Here is a 19,745-nt window from a genome sequence, read left to right as displayed (position 1 = left end):
GAGATAGAAAAAGATGACTTTAGCTTATAGTGCTAAGGTCATCTTTTTTATTTTTACAGGAATATATTTACTTTTATCAGTATGTGTTATAATTTGGAAAATAATAATTCTTAATTTTCTGAATAAGTGAAGACGGGGGATAAATATATGAACATATTAAAGAAAATCACTAATAATATTTCGAAAGTTATTATAGGAAAAGATGAATCCATAGAACTTGCAGCCATTGCTCTAATAGCAAAAGGACATATTTTATTAGAAGATGTACCGGGGACAGGAAAAACAACACTAGCGAAAAGTTTGGCTAAAAGCGTGGACGCAAAATTTCAAAGAATACAATTTACAGCGGATACTTTGCCCGGAGATGTTATTGGTCTTGAATATTTTAATGTGAAGGAATCGGATTTTAAAACGAGGTTAGGTCCTATTTTTGCAAATATAGTATTAGTGGATGAAATTAATCGGGCTGTACCGAGGACGCAATCTTCATTACTGGAAGTTATGGAAGAGCGTACTGTTACGATTGCGAAACAGACGCATTCATTACCAGAACCTTTTTTAGTAATTGCAACGCAAAATCCTCTTGAATCTGCTGGTACATTTCCTTTACCTGATGCTCAATTAGACCGATTTTTACTTACGATTCGCCAAGGTTATCCTACGAGAGAAGCTGAAAAGGAAATGATGAATCGGTTTCAAATGAATGATCCGTTAGAAACATTACACTCTATTATTTCAAGTGAAGAAATTATTATGATGCAAAAGCGTGCAAGAGAAGTGTTAGTAGGAAATGATGTGCAAGATTATCTTCTTGAAATTATTGAGGCAACGCGTAAGCATGAGCTAATTGAAATTGGTGTAAGTCCGCGGGGGACGTTGGCATTTATGAGAGCGATTCAAGCACGGGCTATATTAAATGAAAGAGATTACTGTACGCCAGATGATATAAAGATACTTGCTGCATCTATATGCGCTCATCGTTTAACGTTAACGATAGAGGGGGAGATGAAAACAACAAAAGAACAAATTATGAAAGAAATTCTTCATACGATTCGTGTGCCAGTGGAGAATGTACGATGAATCAACAACTTGTGTATACACCTTTAGCGGAGTCTTTCGTAATGGGAGTTATGTCAGTTGCAGCCGTTATTTTATGTGTATTTTCAAGTAATCTACTCATATTATCTCTCGTATTTTTGTATGTAATTTTAATAGGTGCTATGCATGTTTATATACGTAAAGTATCTCATGTTAACTGGGAATACGATCAAGGAAATTCGAATGTTTTTATCGGTGAAACGAACAGGTGCAAAATAAAAATTTCAAACAAATCAATTTTCCCTATTTTTAATGTTGTATTCCGATTTAAATGTGAAAATAAGATAACTTGGAATCATGATGAAATAAATAAAAATAATAGTACAGGTTCAAATTATTATATGAATTTTAATTTAAAAGGAAGAGAGTCAGTTTCATTTGATTTACAAGCTGTGGCATTAAAAAGAGGCATTGCGAAATGGGAAGAGGTTGAAATTGTTATTACTGATCTCTTTGGATTTATAACGAACCATATCACATATAAACAAGTTGATACGCCCTCCTATTTAGTCTTACCAGCTGTTCCGAAAATACAAGTTCCTGAATTACAAGAATGGTCACGAGGATTTCGAAAAGCGATGTCATCCCCCTTATATGATGAAACGAAAGTAATGGGAGTAAAGTCTTATGAAAATGAAGATTTTCGTTCCATCCACTGGAGTGCAACAGCGAAAACAGGGACGATAACTGCGAAAAAGTACGAGCGAACGCAATCAGATAAATATGCGATATATCTCAACTTGCAAAATAAAAGCGGTATTTCTTTGCGAAATGATACAGAGGAACTAATTGAATTAACAGCAGGCATATGCAAACAACTTCTTATGCAAAACTGTTCATTTGAAGTATGGATCAATAGTGTAAAAGATAACGGTTTGCTACATATACAAAACGGGGATAATCGGAAACATTTGCAAAATGTATTAAAAATACTTGCCTCAATATCGGATCAAGATACGCCTGTATCTTCTTATTTTTACACAGCTGGATTTCGGCGAAAGGAATTGGATGCGGTTCCTGTAATCCTTGGTACTTCTCCAAAGAAATATAGTAGAACAAACAAATGGATTGTAATCAAAGAATAAGAAGGGGCTTATGTCATGGTGAATAAAGCGCGGCATATGAAAGTGAAGTTGTGGAGTGTAAGAGCTTTAATCATACTTTTCTTCGCGATTAGTGCAATAACGTTATCACAAGGTGTTGTGTATGTGCAAGGCATAGTAAAAGAACGTTTTTTTAGTGAAAAGAAATCTGAAAAAAATTATAAGGAAACGATAAACTACGGTGATACTGAAGAGTATGGAATACCTATAGAAGAGAAAAAAGTAGGAGATAATGGGGAGAGAACGACAACGGGTAAAAAATTTAAAGGTTTTGAAAAGGAAAGTTCATGGGGACACATATTTTCTGTGCTTTCAAATTCATGGATTAGTATAGTTTTTTATGTAATGATTGCAGGGATAATTATATATTTTCTTTATAAATCCGTTAGGAAAAAGGTAACGAAATCCGAAATAGAACAGGATAAACAATCGATAACAAATGAAAATACGGACAGAATCGAAAAGAATAAGAAAGTGAAGCATCAGTTAGAACAGCCGTTACCACCAAATACGATAAGAAAAACGTTAGTTGGATGGGAAAGAACTTTACCATTTCATGAACAGAGAAGGTCCTATGAAACGATGCAACAGTGGTTAAAAAGAATTTGTAGAACAAGGGATATTATCCCGTTATATGAGTCTGTTCGTTATGGGGAAAAGACGTATACGGATTTAGATGTGGAAGAAATAATGAAGTGGGTAGAGGGAGATGGGAAGGTGGATATGTAAATATCCACCTTTACTTTTTGTAGAGAAATTTGATTATCATGAATCATTTCCCTATATGAAACCGCCTTCAAATAAGAAAACTAAATTAACTGTAAATTAACTTTATTTACTTATACCGCATTACATGTTAACCTATACTTAATTTTTATAAATTATAATTAATTTTTAAGTTTTTTAAGGGTGTGAAAATGTAATGAAATCGGTATTAAAAAGCATACTTATTTCCTTTGTTTTTTCTGTAGTAGGTATGTGTTGGTTGCTGTTCTTATTATTCAAAGGGGATGGAGACTGGTTATTGTCTTGGATAGGCGTATTAATGGCATATTTATCTTTATTCACTTTAATAGATTTATATTGTAAAAATACATACTATAAAAAAATAAGTAAATGGCTTATAAAAACAGCGGTGACTAGCTTTAGTTTTGCTGTATTAGGAATCTCATTTTGTATCATACACGAGCTATTAACACCATGGAGTCTCAGTTTAATGGTGTGGTATTGGTTGGTAATGTTAGTATTATTTTTAACGACCATAATATCATTAGTCAGTCTCGTATTTGTTAATCGTAAAAATCACAATTTCACCGTTGGATATAGAATGCTTATACTTCTAAATCTACTACTTACGTTAGGACCAGTATTATGGCCACTATTACTTTCTATTATCGGAAATGGTATGAACGCTAGTGCAGGATGGTAAAGGTGAATATAGATTAGTTGCTTAAATAAAAAAGAACGTGTTTACATAAAAAGTGAAAACACGTTCTTTTTTTATTCATTTTAATACGAACACAATTAATGAATAATTTTAAAATAATTAAGACAAGGTGAAATAAAAATAAGGGCAGTTAAGGGACTGTCCTTATTTTTTATGCCCTTTTTATTTTCATACATAATTCTTTCTCAGCTTAGCGCAACAAAATTTGAACGTAAGTATTTCGTAAGGAATGGATAAGAAAAAAGAGAGTTTTATCATATAGGATAAAAGTATAGCTTGAATCAATACGATATGAATAGGGGAGAGAAAACCTTATGAAAAAATGTAATTCAATGAAGTTAGCGAGTTTGACAGTTTTATTAGCGGGTACTACTCTATTTACACCTGATTTTACTGTGAAAGCAGAGTCTACTCAAAGTATTTCTAATTCGTCACAAGTACATGATCAAAAGAATCGGAATGGATGGAAACAAGTAATGCAGGAAACAATACAAATTGGGGCGCCAGGGGTATTAGCTAAGACGTCTAATAAAGGGAAAATTAATAGTTATACTGCTGGTGTGGCGGATTTAAATACAAAGAAACCGGTGAAATCGGATTATCGCTTTCGGATTGGTAGTGTGACGAAAACTTTTACCGCCACGACTGTTCTTCAATTAGTAGGAGAAAATCGCGTACAACTTGACGATCCAATTGAAAAGTGGCTGCCGGGTCTTATACAAGGAAATGGGTATGATGGAAATCAAATTACGATACGACAACTTTTGAATCATACGAGTGGTATAGCTGAATATTTAAAGTCAAAAGACGCTGACATAATGAATACGAAAAAAACGTATGTTGCAGAAGAAATAGTGAAAATAGGCCTTTCTCTACCTCCAGATTTCTCGCCGGGTAAAGACTGGTTGTATTCAAACACAGGATATGTAATATTGGGAATGCTAATTGAAAAAATAACTGGTAATAGTTATGCGGAAGAAATTGAAAAGCGAATTATTGAACCTTTGGACTTGTCAAATACGTTTTTACCAGGAAATTCACCCGTCATCCCAGGAAAGAATCATGCTCGTGGGTATGTGAAAATCGAAGAAACGAGCGAATTGAAAGACATTACGGATTATAATCCGAGTTTAGCTAATGCAGCTGGAGACATGATATCTAATGCGGACGATTTAAATAAATTCTTTTCATCTTTACTAAGTGGTAAGTTACTGAAGGAACGAGAGCTAAAAGAAATGCTTACTACAGTTCCTGTAGAAGGAAAAGGGGTTGGTGATGGATATGGTCTTGGAATCTATGAGACTAAACTTCCAAATGGTGTCTCAGTTTGGGGTCACGGAGGATCAATTCCTGGGTTTATGACTTTTGCTGGTGGAGTAATTGGAGGCAAGCATACATTTGCTGTCAATGTTAACGCTTTAGGTCAGGTTGATATTCTTACACAGTTTAATAAAATGATGCAAGTTGAATTTAATAAATAGATGAAAAGAAAGTGAATGGGAATTCGCTATAGTTGTAAATAAAAGATATGTTTTTTAAATTTAACAAATAAGGACAGTATTAACATTCAGGGGATGGCATCAAGTATATGTAGAACATAAATACGATACAAGTGCGATTCAATCTTATAGTTTAGCATAAAAATAAAAAGGGTGTCAGTTGCATGACATCCTTTTTATTGCGGATCAAAGAGGTATGTTTTTTCGTTTGTAAAATTGTTATTTTTTCGATTATTTCATATAATGAAAGATATAGCGGCTATACAGGGGAGTTATGAATGGATAATACTTCAGTTTGTTAATTATTTTTGTTTTAATAAATAAAAGTAAATTGATTTGGAGTGAAATACATTGGGACAAAATCAGTTTAGATGGAGTAACGAACAATTACGAGAACATGTTGAAATAATAGATGGTACAAAAAGCCCACACAAATTATTAAAGAATGCAACATACTTAAACTCCTATATGCGTGAATGGATGCAAGCAAATATTTGGATCTATGATGACCGTATTATATATGTAGGAGAAAAGCTGCCAGCGCAACTACATGAATGTGAAGTCATTGATTGTGATGGAAAGTATGTCGTTCCTAGTTACATAGAGCCACATGCACATCCGTATCAGTTGTATAACCCAGAGACGTTAGCAAATCATGCGATGCAATTTGGGACAACAACTTTTATTAATGATAATTTAACATTATTTTTCACATTAGAGCATGAAGAAGCATTTCGTTTATTAGATGAATTTAAAAAGATTCCAGCAAGTATGTATTGGTGGTGCCGTTTTGATGGACAGACTGAATTGCAAAACGGTGAATCTTTATTTAATAGTGAAGAAATAATGGAATGGCTGAAACATGAAGCAGTTCTACAAGGTGGCGAACTAACAGCATGGCCAAAGTTATTACATGGCGATGATGAAATGTTAGATTGGGTGCAGGAAACAAAACGATTACAGAAAAAAGTGGAAGGACATTTTCCGGGAGCATCTGAAACGACTTTAGCGAAATTAAAACTGTTAGGTACGGATTGCGATCATGAAGCGATGACAGGGCAGGAAGCGTTAACTCGTCTTATGCAAGGTTACATTGTTTCTCTTAGGAATTCTTCCATACGCCCAGATTTAGAAGTTTTATTGAAGGAATTGCTGGAATTAGGTGTTAAGCAGTTTGATAGATTCATGCTTACTACAGATGGTTCACATCCTTCATTTTATGAAAATGGAATGACAAACATTATGATTTCTACCGCGATAAAACAAGGGGTGCCGGTAATAGATGCTTATCATATGGCAAGTTATAATATTGCTCGTTATTATAACATGGAGCACTTACATGGTTCGATTGCGACAGGTAGAATTGCTAATATCAATATTTTAGAAAGTAAAGAAAACCCGGTACCAACGAGCGTAATTGCAAAGGGGCAATGGGTGAAGCGTGACGGTGTAAATACACATGAAGCATTACATATAGACTGGAATGAATGTAAAGTAACTCCATTAACATTAGATTGGTCCATAGAAAAAGAGGATATGATTTTCTCTAATAAAACGGGTATACACTTATTAAATAACGTTATAACAAAACCATACGTTAGTGAAATCGACTTAGACTGTGATGAATTGTCCATAAATCATGATGAATGTTTCCTTATGATGATTGCTCGTGATGGCAGTTGGCGATTGAATACAGTTGTGAAAGGTTTTGCGAAAGAACTAGGTGGTCTTGCTAGCTCTTATTCTGGTACCGGCGACATCATTCTTATTGGGAAGAATAAAGAAGATATGCTTACAGCTTTTCATAGAGTAAAAGAGCTTGGCGGGGGAATGGTAATAGCTGAAAAGAATGAAGTATTACACGAAATCGCATTACCATTGCTCGGGATTATGTCTAATTTAAAAATGAGTGAATTAATACAGGAAGAGAAACAGTTGGTGAAATTATTGCAAGAGCGTGGCTACAGGTATGACGATCCGGCATTTACCATTTTATTCTTTTCTGCGACGCACTTGCCTTTTATACGGGTAACGCCTATAGGACTATATGATGTGAAAAATAGTAAGGTAATGGCTTCACCGGTAAATTTAATAAAGTAATGTTAATATGAAAGGCTCTATAAAAGTCCAATTTATAGGGCCTTTCACATTGTTAGCATAAGAATATTGTAAGACTCAAATGATATAGTATATAAATCATTTGAGGTGATATGTAAATATGAAAAAAATATTTTACATTTTAAGCGTATTTATTTTGTGTGTATCGATACAACACGTTGTACATTCCCAATCAGATGCACCAAGGTTATCTTCGGATTGTCTTGAAGAAAGGAAAATTCGAGATGAAAAGTATGTGAAGAATATAATACAGGACATTAAATCCACATTTAATTTAAATATTGATGAACATAGTTTTTGGGAAGTAAGTAAAAGAGATTTGGAGGCTGCCCATTTGATGTATGGTGGAAAGGAAAATGATTCTTATTATAATTCGCTAACTAAAATTTATGATAGTGGTGGATTTAGCGAGCAGCCCAGCTTATTTGTGAGGGCGCAAGAAGCATTTTTACTTTATAAAGAAAAAGATAATATTAATGTAATGAAACGCCTTAAACTAGACGTTGAAAAAGGGGAATGGCTCGTTATAAAAACGAAAAAGAAGAAAGGGAAAAAAGTGAAATTCAAACCGTTACAATGTGAAAAAGATTATCTAAAAAAGAGAAATGAATAACAAAATACTTATTAATACTATTTTTATTCAACGATATTTTGCTGTTGATTTGAAATAGAAAAAGGTAAACGAACATATTAGCTTTATGGAATATGTTTGTTTACCTTTTTTGAGAGATTTAAAAATTGTGGATGTTGTTAGTTGAAAATTATTTACTGGCTAATGAACTTATAACATTCAATGAATTTGTTCTTCATAAACATTAGATTTTGTGTCAAATGATTTATACATTGCCGAACCACCTATGTATATTTTATTCTACAGTATTTATAAAAGAATGTTGGCTATTCATAAGAAATATGATTAATATGATTGGCACAGTTTTTGCTTGTACTAAATGTAAGGAAGGGAGATTGTATGTAAGGAATCTGTACTCGTAATAGTATAAAACAAGCTACTATTGCATTATTGATCATAGTTGTATTTATAGCGGAACTGTAAATACATACAAATAAGTGTTTTTTGATTTTAAAATTCAGAATTTTCTTTTAAATGACTAGGGGGCAATGGTATGGTTAAATATTCGAAAATTTCTAAGTGGATTCTTGGTGTTGGACTAGTGACAATAACATGTAATGGTTTGCAAATTCAAGCAGAGACAAAAGAGAAAAATGTGAAGAATGTATTACAAATGGAGCCGGTAGGAATACAGAAATCTGTTGATGAATTGGCGCACCCTTCAAAAGTACAAGAAAATGCATCTTTTACAAAACGGTTAAAATTAGCGGATTTATCGCAGCGTCCAATAGCACCAACCGATAATATTAAACCGTTAGCTGAAGAAAAAAAGTATTCGATGGCTGAGTTAAATCAATTAAATAACAAACAATTAACTGATCTTCTTGTGACAATTAAATGGTATCAAATTCCGGAATTATTTCAGTTTAATAGTGATAGTCTTAAATTCTATCAAGATGATAACCGAATGCAAGCGATTATTAATAAACTAGCAGAACAAGGACAAGCTTATACGAAAGATGATTCAAAAGGGATTGAAACATTAGTAGAAGCTCTACGTGCAGCATTTTATTTAGGTTTTTACCATGATGAATTAAGCAAACTAAATGAGCGTAGCTACCATGATAAATGTTTACCAGCTTTAAAAACAATTGCAAAAAATCCAAATTTCAAACTTGGTACATCAGAACAAAATAAAGTAATTGCATCATATGGAAAATTAATTGGAAATGCATCAGCAGATGTTGAAACGGTTTTATATGCAGGTGAAATTTTTAAACAATATAACGATAATCTTGCAACTTTCATTGAAGACCGAACAAAAGGAGACGCTATATATGAGTTGATGAAGGGAATTGACTTTGATATTCAGACGGATATGTACACGACTGGAAAAGAGCCGAAAGATACGATGTGGTATCGAAATATCGATAACTTTATTAATGAAGTAAGTCGTTTCGCACTTATTGGTACTGTATCAGATAAAAATGGATGGTTAATAAATAACGGAATTTACTATGCTGGCCGATTGGGCAAGCTTCATAGCACGCCGACAAAAGGACAACAAGTTGTTACAGATGCAATGCGAATTTATCCATATTTAGGAGAGCAATACTTTGTTGCGGCAGAACAAATTACTACAAATTATGGAGGAATAGATGCGAACGGAAAAACTGTAAATTTAGATCAAATTCGAGAAGAGGGTAAAGAGAAATATTTACCGAAAACGTATACGTTTGATGATGGAGCAATTGCCTTTAAAGCTGGGGATAAAGTTAGCGAAGAGAAAATTAAACGTCTATACTGGGCGGCAAAAGAAGTGCGTTCTCAATTTTATCGTACAGTTGGTAGCGATAAACCACTTGAAAGTGGACATGCTGATGATGTGTTAACGATGGTTATTTATAATAGCCCAGATGAGTATCAATTTAATCGTCAACTGTACGGATATGAAACGAATAATGGTGGGATTTATATTGAAGGGACAGGGACTTTCTTTACATATGAACGTACACCAGAGCAAAGTATTTATAGTTTGGAAGAATTGTTCCGCCATGAATTTACGCACTACTTACAAGGAAGGTACGAAGTTCAGGGATTATGGGGACAAGGAGAAATGTATCAAAATGAACGTTTAACATGGTTTGAAGAAGGGAATGCAGAGTTCTTTGCAGGTGCAACGCGATTAGATAGTGTAGTACCGCGAAAAAGTATAATTGGTGGGTTATCTAATGATCCTGCAAAACGTTATACAGCATCACAAACATTAAATGCGAAATATGGAACGTGGGATTTTTATAATTATTCGTTTGCACTGCAATCATATATGTATAATAAACGCCCAGAAATGTTCGATAAAGTACATGATTTAATTCGCGCAAATGATGTTTCAAGTTACGATGCATACCGTGCTACATTAAGCAAAGATAATAAGTTAAATGAAGAATATCAATCTTATATGCAAATGCTTATTGATAATCGCGATAAGTATACAATTCCACAAGTATCAGATGAGTATTTAACTCAGCATGATCCAAAATCGCTTTCGGACGTTACTTCAGATATTACGAATGAAGCGAAATTAAAAGATGTGAAAGTAACAAAGAATAAATCACAATTCTTTAATACATTTACACTACAGGGGACATATACAGGAAGTGCGGCTAAAGGAGAAGTTGAGGACTGGAAAGTGATGAATGAAGCAACAAATGATATGTTGAAACGCCTTTCAGGAAAAGAGTGGACTGGATATAAAACATTGACTGCTTATTTTGTAAATTACCGTGTAAATAATGCTGGACAATATGAATATGATGTTGTGTTTAGCGGAGTGAATACAGAAGAAGGTACGGCTGTAGAAAAAGAACCAAATAATTCATTTGAAACAGCAAATCCACTATCTTTGAATATTTTGTTAAAAGGAACCTTGAGTGATCAAGATCAGGGGGATAAATTTGTTATTGATGTAAAGGATCAAAAAGATTTACAAATTTCTGTTACGAACGAACAAAATCTTGGACTGAACTGGGTATTATATTCTGAATCAGATCTAAATAATTATGTAGCTTATGCAACAAAACGTGATGGAAACAAATTGCTTGGAAATTATAATGCAAAGCCAGGGAAATATTACTTAAGTGTATATAAGTATGGTGGTGGAACAGGGAATTATACGGTACAAGTAAAATAGTTTGTTTTGAAAGGCTACTTATTGCATTTTTAGCTAAATAAAGTATTTAATGTTAAACATTAAACTACTTCAATATATCCCTGTTCTAATTATAGAACAGGGATATATTGGCTTTATATTTTTAAATTAAATAACTTCATTGGATTTTGACAAGAAAATAATTAATATAGATTTGAATTCTCATTCGTAAAGCATGTTTTAATCTTCTTAATGCTCTTTCATTTTTGTCTCAATGCTTGTTTTCAAATCAGTTGATACTTGATTGAAATACCCCAAAACTATCTTCCTAATATCATGGGATATAACTTTCAAATCACTAGCTAAGTTTTCAGCAAGATGTTCTTTTTCTATCGGTTTTAACTTCGCATAAAATTCACCAGCCTGTGTAAAGTCATCCTGTTTCGTAATAGAAGTTCTTTCAAGTTTACCTTCAACGTACCTTCCGTCACCGCTCGTTATTTGATTAGCAGGTGTCCAATCTTGCTGTTGGTTAATCGTTAATTTGCGGAATTCAGGTCCAATTCTTCTTCTTTGAGAATCGCTATAAATGTTAGCTCGCCCTTGCAACATTTTATCATCTGATAATTCAGCACCGTCAAGTAAATTAGAAGGGGAGAAAGCGACTTTTTCTACTTGCTCCATATAATTTTCAGGATTTTTATTTAATACCATTTTGCCGACTGGTATGAGAGGATACGCTTTTTCATCCCATATTTTTGTATCATCTAAAGGATCGTAAGAAAGATGCGCTTCATCTTTCGGGTCCATGAGCTGGACATATAAACCATATTCCACTGGTTTACCATTTTCAATAGCATCATATAAATCTTTTCCGCTATAATCAGGATTTTCGGCAGCTAGTTTAATTGCTTCTTTACTAGTAATGTACTGTACACCTTCAAATGGGTACCAATGATACTTTACATATTTTCGATTACCTTCTGCATTTCTCCAAACATATGTATTTACACTATGCCCTGGAATGTGGCGAAGGCTTTTGGCCGTACCATTATCAGAGTACAAACGGACAACGAAATGAATGGATTCAGGTGCTCTAGCGACAAAACTCCAAAATCTATTAGGGGCTATTAAGTTATTTTTAGGTGAAGGTGACAACGCTTGAATCGTTTCTGGGAAGCGCATCGGATCACGAACAGAAAAGACAGGAATGTGATTACATAAAAGATCGAAAATGCCTTCTTTTGTATAAAACTTTGTAGAAAAACCGCGTACATTTCTAGAAGTATCAGGTGTTCCTTTCGTACTAGCAGCTAATGAAAACCGCACCATAACGGGAACTTTCTCATTAGAATGTTGTAAAAAACTTAGTTTAGTATGTTCAGACATTGGATAGATTGTTTGAAAATAACCGAACGTACCAAATCCTTTTACATGAACAGGTCTTTCTAAAATTTTTTCATGAATAAATTCTTGTAACGTCTCGTGAAGTACACTATCTTGCTCTAGAACAGGTCCACGTGAACCAACTGTTTGAGAGTGAAGTGTAGCTTGTTCATTACGTTCTCCATCTTCATTAAAGTCATTCCCTAGTAAAGATTGCCCCTGTTTATCATAGTTTTCATCCATCGATATAGCCTCCAAATCTTTTTTGTCCATTGTTACTAAATATGATTGTATAACCTTGATTATGTATGACATGCAAAGTAGTAACAGACCGCTAGATGAAAAAAATGCACATATAGTGGACCTGTTGAAATAGAAGAAATTATGGAAAAATGAATATCGTGAAGAAAATTACTATTAAAATTTTAATCTGAAAAATGAATTTATACATGACTTTATAGAGAATGAACAGAAATAAACAGGGAAAATAACAAGGAGGAATTTAAAATGTCGGATTGGTTTCAATTAGATAAAGAATATATGATGTCTACGTATTGTCGTACGAAGGTTGCGATAGAAAGAGGAGAAGGGTGCAAGCTTTATGATGTGGATGGTAAAGAGTATGTAGACTTATTTTCTGGTGTCGGAGTGAACGTATTAGGATACAATCACCCGAAAATCGTGCAAATGACAATGGAGCAAGTTACGAAATCGTTGCATCTGCCGTTTCATTTTTTAAATCCAGTTGCGATTGAGTATGCAAAGAAATTAGTTGATTGCTCATTAAAAAACGGAAAAGTCTTTTTTACAAACTCTGGTACGGAAGCGACAGAAACAACGTTGAAATTAATTGATAAATATAGAGATAATACGGGTGAAGAACGTGAGGGAATTGTGGTGCTGAAAAATAGTTTCCACGGACGTACGTTAGGGGCACTACATTTTACGAGACAAGAAAAGGTATATCAAAATTTTCCTAAAACATCTATTCCTGTATATGAAGTAGAGCGCGAAAATATAGACCAATTAGAAGAGACCATTATTAAAGAAAACCCAATTGCGATTATGCTAGAGCCTGTTTTAGGAAGTGGGGGGATATACCCTTTATCAAGTGAATATTTACATGGTGTTCAATATTTATGTGAAAAATATAATGTACTTCTTGTCGTTGATGAAGTTCAAAGTGGTATGGGTAGAACGGGAAAACTATTTGCTTATCAAAATTTTAATATTACACCAGATATTATTCAAATTGGTAAAGGAGCAGGAGGCGGGATACCGCTAGGAGGAATTATTGTAGGTGAAAAGTTATGTGATGTATTTTCACCAGGAGATCACGGGACAACATTTGCTCATTCATCAATGGGAACAGCTTTAGGTTTAACTGTATTAAATACATTACTTGATGATGGGTTAATGCAAGAAGCTTATGAAACGTCACTATATTTGAATGACAAACTGCAAGACATTCAGAAAGAAAATTCTTATTATATTCAGGAAGTGCGTCATGCTGGCATGATGTTTGGGATAAGTGTGAATGACACGAATGAAAATGTGAAGCAAATACAGGTAGACCTAATGAAGCAAGGGATGTTAGTTGATGTTACACAAGGGAATATCATCCGTTTACTTCCTCCGTATATAATTACAAAAGAAGAAATTGATGCATTTATTAATCAATTTATTACTTGTTTGGATAAAGTTGCTGCTGTAGTAAGTGCTTAAAAATTAAAGCTATATTTTATATAAAGTGCACTCTAATTGTTAGAAATAGTTTTACAATTAGGGTGCATTTTTTATAGTAGAATTTTGTAAAATACAGTCGTTATTAAATGATAATGAAAAAATAGAAGGGATTTTATTAGATTTGATACATTATATATTGATATTTGGTTGGTGAGGAAAAGAGAAAGTAAATGTGTAAAGATAGTAGATAAAACGAGTGGTACTAACAACTAATGATAGAACGTTTTGAAAATAATAGCATACGAATATATATATGATAAGAATGAGGTGATGTATTGGAAAATAGTGATATTCAATTTACTTCTTTACAAATGCGAACTGATAGATTTGGTTGGGCTGGTATTCAATATACAAATAAAAAGCAAGCCATCTTATATACTCGAAACGGAGGAGTAGAATGGGAAGTTGTTAATCCTCTAAATTCAATTGTATTATTTGGATATCCAATAAACGCTCGAAGCTCTTGGGCATATGGTTTAACAAAAACGAATGATGATTTATTGCCCGCTATATTTTATACAGTTAATAGAGGGGAAAGATGGAGTGAGTTTATATTACCAATTGAAGAAGAGTGGGAGAAATCGACTGATGTTCAAGTACAATTGCATGCCACGAATATGGATAGTATATGGATTGTATTGTCTAGAAAGCTTGCATCAAATAAATTTGAACATAATTTATACTATTTGAAAACGAAAGGGGAAGTTTGGAAAATAATTAAAAATATAAGTATTAGTGATAGTATCTCAGGGATAACATTTATAAACGAGTTAGTTGGATTTATTTCATTACACAAACAATATGAAACATCAGCGGTATTTAAAACAATGGATGGTGGGGCAAGTTGGCAGCCTATAAAAGATATTCCAAGTCTTGAAGGAAGTAATAATGAAACTTCTATGGCTTATAAAGCAATCTATAAAAATAACTTGTTAGTAATACCAACTAAAATGAATAATGATGTATTTTTCATGAATTACTCAGTTGATAAGGGGAATTCGTGGCATATTTCAAATAAAACAATAAATACTAGTAAAGCGGCTGTTTCTTTTTTTAGTTCCTATTATGGCTGGGTTATAAATAGTGAACATGGAAGTGTATATCAAATAATAAAAAAAGGAGCAAAATGGATAAAGGTATCAAGTAATCCATTGTTGAAAAATGTATTTTGTTTACATTTTTTTAATCGGCGTAAAGGTTGGGCTTGTAATAAAAAAGAAATATTTACTACAACAGATAGAGGTATAACATGGAAAAAGGTTGTATATAAAATTAATGATATTTATAAATTAGTGTAAAAGAGTCTAAAGAAATTAGGACTCTTTTTGTTTTTAAATGGTGAGAGTTGTAACACACAACGATAAAAGGAGGGATACAAGTGTAGAGCTTATATTTTCAAAAATAGACGTTTGTTTTCACACAGTATAGTTCACTTTTGAATATGTTAATAAAGTAGCAAATTTAGAGTGAATTGTAATACTTAATATTTTAAGTTCATATGAATGATGTTTCATGCCACATGATGTGTAAAAAAGGGGGGATTGTAATGAAATCGTTAACGGTTATTATTTCGTATAGTGATCGAGAGCAACTAGTAGAAGATTTAATTAACGCTGCATGGAAACTAAAACCAATTGAAATTATAATTTTAGCCCCTGATGATAAAAATAAATTGTATGAAATAGCAACGAAATATAGATGTCATAGTGTTTTAATGAACAAATATAGTGCACATTATCAAGGATATGAAGCTTGTATAAAGGTAGCGAAAGGAGATATTTTATTATTTTTAGATAGCAATTTTTCATTATCCACAAATGAAATGCAGAGATTTATTGAGCCAATTGTTACAAATAAGGCCGATGTAGTTTTAAATAAAATAGATAAATTAATAGAAATAGGTAAATGTCCAAATATGGATATTGTATGGAGAAAAATGTTAAATGAAATCTTAAGACGACCAGATTTAAAAAGCAATTCAATACTTTCATTGCCATATGCGCTTACGAAGGAAGTGGTGGAAAATATCGGCTTTGATTATATGGAAGATATCGTTTTATCTCATATGAAGATTGTGAATCAAGGCTGGCGGATTAACGATCAATATGCAATTAATACATTATCTAAAGATGAGACTATAGAGGAAGAAGGATATTTAATAAAAAAAGAGTTATCAAAAAATGAAAAAGAGAAAGTAGAAAGATATTTAAGCGGTATATCTAAATGGATAGAGAAAAAAGGAAGAAGGGTAGGGTTTACTGATGCAGGAAAAAGAAGGGATATTATTCAAAAGGCAGGTGAATCCAAGCAATACCCTTCCTATCATCAAGGATGGGGAATGTATTCTTCAATTTATGACGGGAAGCAACTTTCTGTTATTATACCGGTGCAAAATGAAGAAGAAACTATAGAACAAGTAATACTTGAGGCAAGAAAAATAGAACCGCTAGAAATAATTGTCGTTGTAAATGGTTCAACAGATCATACAGCTGACATAGCTAAAAGACTTGGTGCCACTATTATTAAATATAACGAACGACTTGGTCATAATGTTGGACGTGCTATTGGGGCGCTTGAAGCTACAGGAGATATTCTCTTATTTATTGATGGTGATTTTAGTGTTTCAGGAAGTGATTTGCATCACTTTACAAAAGCAGTTTTAGATGGCGTAGACATAGCGTTAAATGATTTGAACCCAATGCTCAATCCGCCTTTTTATGTTGTGGATATTGTAAAATATATGCTTAATTTAGCATATGGTCGTCCAGAATTAAGTAATGGCTCATTAGTAGCTATTCCACATGCAATGAGTAGATCATGCTTAGATGCAATAGGATGGGAAACTTTACTATGTCCTAGTCTTGCACAAGTAAAAGCTATATTACAAGGGTATAGGGTAGAATGTGTCCATTATGTTGATGTTGTAAAACCGAATAGAATTCGTTTAAAGGAAAATGTAAGTCAAAATGGACATCCTCCAGCAGTATTAAGAATAATTGGTGATCATGTTGAAGCGCTCTCTTACTTGATAGAACAACTTGAAATGGATGGAAAGGGTGATTAAACTGTTAGACCAGTATAAAATAATTAACATTCCATATGAACAATTATGGCAAATGGATTTTCAAACTTCGGAGCCATTTATACTCAAGGTTGATTGGGATAAAGTAACGTATGAATTTTTAATTCGTATGAAGCCCAATGCTGATAACACAATTGTTTTTGGATCCGGAGCAGGTGGGTTTCAAGAACAGCCAATTGGTCCACCTATTTTTCATCGACATTCTTGGATGGATGAATTTGAAGATACTGTTATATATTATAATGACCCTACTTTATATCTTGGAAAATTATCTTTAGGTTGGGGACAGGGGGAGTTAAATAGATTTTATTTACAAGATATAGCTAATATTCTAGAAATATTATTTATAAAGTTAAAAGTTGATTCAAAAAATGTCTTGTTTTATGGAAGTTCTGGGGGAGGATTTATGTCTTTAATTTTAGCTGGATTTGTTAAAGGTTCCACAGCTTTCATTAATAATCCGCAAACAAATTTAATAAAATGGATACCTGTACCGGTAAATCTAGTTTTCGATTTATCTTATCCAGGTTTATCAAGAGAAGAAGTTGAAGAGAAATTTGGAGAAAGAATTAATGTTGTGAAATTTTTTAATCACATTAAATATGTACCAAATATTTATTTTTTGCAAAATTTCGCGTGTGAATTTGATGTACAAAATCATTTATTACCATTTATTTCTGAATTAGAGCAACTTGATAAAGACACGGAAGTAAATCAAATTATAATAGACTTATATTTTGATAAAAAAGCAGGGCATGCAGCTGTAGGGAAGAGTGAAACAATTGAATATATAAAAAAAGTAAAGCCTAATCAGACTGTGAAAGAAGAACAAAAAGAAGTGGAGCTATCAGTCGTTATAGTTTTAGGAGAAGAAAAATCGAAGTTGAATCAGATTTTAAATAAATTGCAGCATATAAAACCACTAGAAATTATTATTGTAGCTGATGATAGAATGAGTGCTATACAATCTATACCAACATTTGTTGAAAGTAACGTTGTTGTGATTGAGGAGAAAAGTAAATGGAGAGCACCAGTTCATGGGGCAAAAATCGCCAATGGTGATGTAGTCTTATTTTTAAATGGAGAAGATGTTATTTTTTCGGTAGAATTAGAACGATTTATAGAACCGCTACTAAAAAAGGAACAGGATGTAATTTTGAATAACATAGACTCTGTCTGTTTTGAAAAGATGAGAGTAGAATGGCCAAGCATTGCTATGGTGTATAGAAAAATAGTAAACGATGTATTGGGACGTATGGATTTAAAATATGATTCGATGTTATCTCTGCCATATGCTATTACTAAAAAAGCAATTGAAGACATTGGATATGATATCTTGCAGAACCCTATTCTATCCCAAGTAACTCTTATTGAGAAAGGGTGGCGAGTACACACCTCTTCAGCAATTATTAAAACCTCTTTAAATGTAAATCAAACCTCTTTCTATAGAGATAAACTAACTAAATTAGAAGTACGTGAGATAAATGAGAATGTAAAAGTTTTAGAGAGTTGGTTACAAGGAAAAGATGATAGAGGTAATTATACAGATGGAGGAAGAAAAAGAGAAGTTATAGAGCAACTAAAAATGCAGAAGAATTATTCACTTTTTCATAAAGGATGGGGAATGAATTCCTCTATTTATAATGGAAAACAGTTATCAATTATTATACCAGCGCAAAATGAAGAAGCAACAATTAAAGAAGTTATTCTTGAGGCAAGAAAAATTGAACCGAAAGAAATAATTGTTGTAATCAATGGATCAACAGATCAAACAGAAGCAATTGCTAAGCAATTAGGAGCTACAGTAATTGTTTATCAAGAAACATTAGGGCATGATGTAGGACGGGCAATTGGTGCACAAGAAGCCACAGGGGATATACTTCTCTTTATTGATGCTGATTTTGCTATTCCAGCAAAAAATCTTCATCCATTAACGAAGGCTGTTGCAGATGGGGTTGATATGGCTTTAAACGATTTAAATTTAAATCTTAGATTTCCTCTATATATTGTAAATTTATATAAATATATGTTGAATATTGCTTGTAATCGTAAAGATTTAGGAGTAGGATCCACAATTGCTGTTCCTCATGCTATTAGTAGAAAATGTTTAGAGGGAATCGGCTGGGATACACTTCACACATCGTGTGTTGCGCAAGTAAAGGCAATATTAAAAGGATATAAAGTCGAATGTGTCCATTTTGTAGATGTAATGAAACCAAACCGTATTCGGCCACAAGAGCATTTTGCAACGATAGGGCATCCACCAGCTGTATTGAGAATTACTGGGGATCATTTAGAAGGACTTTCATATCTATTGAAGAATAGGGATTTTAAAGATTTATTTTAAAAGGTAAATTTGTCTATTGCATGAGTAACGTAAACATTTCATTTAAGCAACTTGACGATATTAAGTATTGCAATGAAACTAAAATCAAAATTTATATTATTTTTAGCTCAGGTACAAATGAAGTGCATTTTTCACTGACTAATAGTAAATGAGCAAGTAACAAAAAGGTAAAGGCTTCTTTATATACATGAAGAAGCTTT

Annotated in this window: 13 protein-coding genes; 12 read left to right on the top strand and 1 reads right to left on the bottom strand. The window is 33.0% G+C overall.

Translation table 11 applies throughout. The features are described 5' to 3' along the window. Positions 1–147: 147 nt before the first annotated feature. The 8 genes from ACYVEC_RS27925 (at position 148) to colA (ending at position 11,026) form a co-directional block, all read left to right on the top strand. Positions 148–1,080 carry an AAA family ATPase gene (locus tag ACYVEC_RS27925; protein WP_063225300.1) on the top strand — a complete coding sequence of 311 codons (933 nt, stop codon included), beginning with the start codon at positions 148–150 and terminating at the stop codon, positions 1,078–1,080. Beyond that, positions 1,077–2,183, top strand: a complete 1,107-nt coding sequence (locus tag ACYVEC_RS27920) for a DUF58 domain-containing protein (RefSeq protein WP_460509327.1) — start codon at positions 1,077–1,079, stop codon at positions 2,181–2,183. Before ACYVEC_RS27925 ends, ACYVEC_RS27920 begins: the two co-directional genes overlap by 4 nt. A 15-nt stretch (positions 2,184–2,198) precedes the next feature. After that, positions 2,199–2,930: a signal peptidase II gene (locus ACYVEC_RS27915; RefSeq protein ID WP_460509325.1), complete on the top strand. Its 732-nt coding sequence runs from the start codon at positions 2,199–2,201 to the stop codon at positions 2,928–2,930. A gap of 193 nt (positions 2,931–3,123) precedes the next feature. Next, positions 3,124–3,630, top strand: a complete 507-nt coding sequence (locus ACYVEC_RS27910) for a DUF3902 family protein (RefSeq protein ID WP_460509323.1) — start codon at positions 3,124–3,126, stop codon at positions 3,628–3,630. A 332-nt stretch (positions 3,631–3,962) separates the two neighbouring features. Further along, positions 3,963–5,129, top strand: a complete 1,167-nt coding sequence (locus ACYVEC_RS27905; RefSeq protein WP_460509321.1) for a serine hydrolase domain-containing protein — start codon at positions 3,963–3,965, stop codon at positions 5,127–5,129. 369 nt (positions 5,130–5,498) lie between these two features. Continuing rightward, positions 5,499–7,247 carry an adenine deaminase C-terminal domain-containing protein gene (locus ACYVEC_RS27900; RefSeq protein ID WP_063225305.1) on the top strand — a complete coding sequence of 583 codons (1,749 nt, stop codon included), beginning with the start codon at positions 5,499–5,501 and terminating at the stop codon, positions 7,245–7,247. A gap of 118 nt (positions 7,248–7,365) precedes the next feature. Next, positions 7,366–7,878, top strand: coding sequence for a hypothetical protein (locus ACYVEC_RS27895; protein WP_098556156.1), 513 nt, complete (start codon positions 7,366–7,368; stop codon positions 7,876–7,878). Between the two features lie 511 nt (positions 7,879–8,389). Continuing rightward, positions 8,390–11,026 (top strand): collagenase ColA, encoded by a 2,637-nt coding sequence (colA, locus tag ACYVEC_RS27890; protein WP_063225307.1) that lies wholly within the window; start codon positions 8,390–8,392, stop codon positions 11,024–11,026. Between the two features lie 207 nt (positions 11,027–11,233). On the opposite strand, the gene ACYVEC_RS27885 is transcribed toward colA, so the two are convergent. Beyond that, a complete protein-coding gene (locus ACYVEC_RS27885; protein WP_098556154.1) occupies positions 11,234–12,613 on the bottom strand; it encodes a catalase in 1,380 nt (459 codons plus the stop codon). A gap of 264 nt (positions 12,614–12,877) precedes the next feature. Here ACYVEC_RS27885 and ACYVEC_RS27880 point away from each other — a divergent pair, with 264 nt between their 5' ends. The 4 genes from ACYVEC_RS27880 to ACYVEC_RS27865 all read left to right on the top strand — a co-directional run bounded on the left by ACYVEC_RS27880 (position 12,878) and on the right by ACYVEC_RS27865 (position 19,545). After that, positions 12,878–14,095, top strand: a complete 1,218-nt coding sequence (locus ACYVEC_RS27880; protein ID WP_063225309.1) for an aspartate aminotransferase family protein — start codon at positions 12,878–12,880, stop codon at positions 14,093–14,095. Between the two features lie 296 nt (positions 14,096–14,391). After that, positions 14,392–15,414: a WD40/YVTN/BNR-like repeat-containing protein gene (locus ACYVEC_RS27875; protein WP_460509317.1), complete on the top strand. Its 1,023-nt coding sequence runs from the start codon at positions 14,392–14,394 to the stop codon at positions 15,412–15,414. 248 nt (positions 15,415–15,662) lie between these two features. Beyond that, positions 15,663–17,180, top strand: a complete 1,518-nt coding sequence (locus ACYVEC_RS27870) for a glycosyltransferase family 2 protein (protein ID WP_063225311.1) — start codon at positions 15,663–15,665, stop codon at positions 17,178–17,180. A 52-nt stretch (positions 17,181–17,232) separates the two neighbouring features. Next, positions 17,233–19,545: a glycosyltransferase gene (locus ACYVEC_RS27865; protein ID WP_153039408.1), complete on the top strand. Its 2,313-nt coding sequence runs from the start codon at positions 17,233–17,235 to the stop codon at positions 19,543–19,545. Positions 19,546–19,745 lie beyond the last annotated feature (200 nt).

It is taken from the genome of Bacillus sp. MN7755 (genome assembly GCF_054771475.1).
This window is presented reverse-complemented; position numbering and strand designations above follow the sequence as displayed.

Coding starts and splice junctions, on each gene's coding strand:
- ACYVEC_RS27925 (WP_063225300.1), top strand. CDS start 148: ATGAACATATTAAAGAAAATCACTAATAATATTTCGAAAGTTATTATA.
- ACYVEC_RS27920 (WP_460509327.1), top strand. CDS start 1,077: ATGAATCAACAACTTGTGTATACACCTTTAGCGGAGTCTTTCGTAATG.
- ACYVEC_RS27915 (WP_460509325.1), top strand. CDS start 2,199: ATGGTGAATAAAGCGCGGCATATGAAAGTGAAGTTGTGGAGTGTAAGA.
- ACYVEC_RS27910 (WP_460509323.1), top strand. CDS start 3,124: ATGAAATCGGTATTAAAAAGCATACTTATTTCCTTTGTTTTTTCTGTA.
- ACYVEC_RS27905 (WP_460509321.1), top strand. CDS start 3,963: ATGAAAAAATGTAATTCAATGAAGTTAGCGAGTTTGACAGTTTTATTA.
- ACYVEC_RS27895 (WP_098556156.1), top strand. CDS start 7,366: ATGAAAAAAATATTTTACATTTTAAGCGTATTTATTTTGTGTGTATCG.
- colA (WP_063225307.1), top strand. CDS start 8,390: ATGGTTAAATATTCGAAAATTTCTAAGTGGATTCTTGGTGTTGGACTA.
- ACYVEC_RS27885 (WP_098556154.1), bottom strand. CDS start 12,613: ATGGATGAAAACTATGATAAACAGGGGCAATCTTTACTAGGGAATGAC.
- ACYVEC_RS27880 (WP_063225309.1), top strand. CDS start 12,878: ATGTCGGATTGGTTTCAATTAGATAAAGAATATATGATGTCTACGTAT.
- ACYVEC_RS27870 (WP_063225311.1), top strand. CDS start 15,663: ATGAAATCGTTAACGGTTATTATTTCGTATAGTGATCGAGAGCAACTA.
- ACYVEC_RS27865 (WP_153039408.1), top strand. CDS start 17,233: ATGGATTTTCAAACTTCGGAGCCATTTATACTCAAGGTTGATTGGGAT.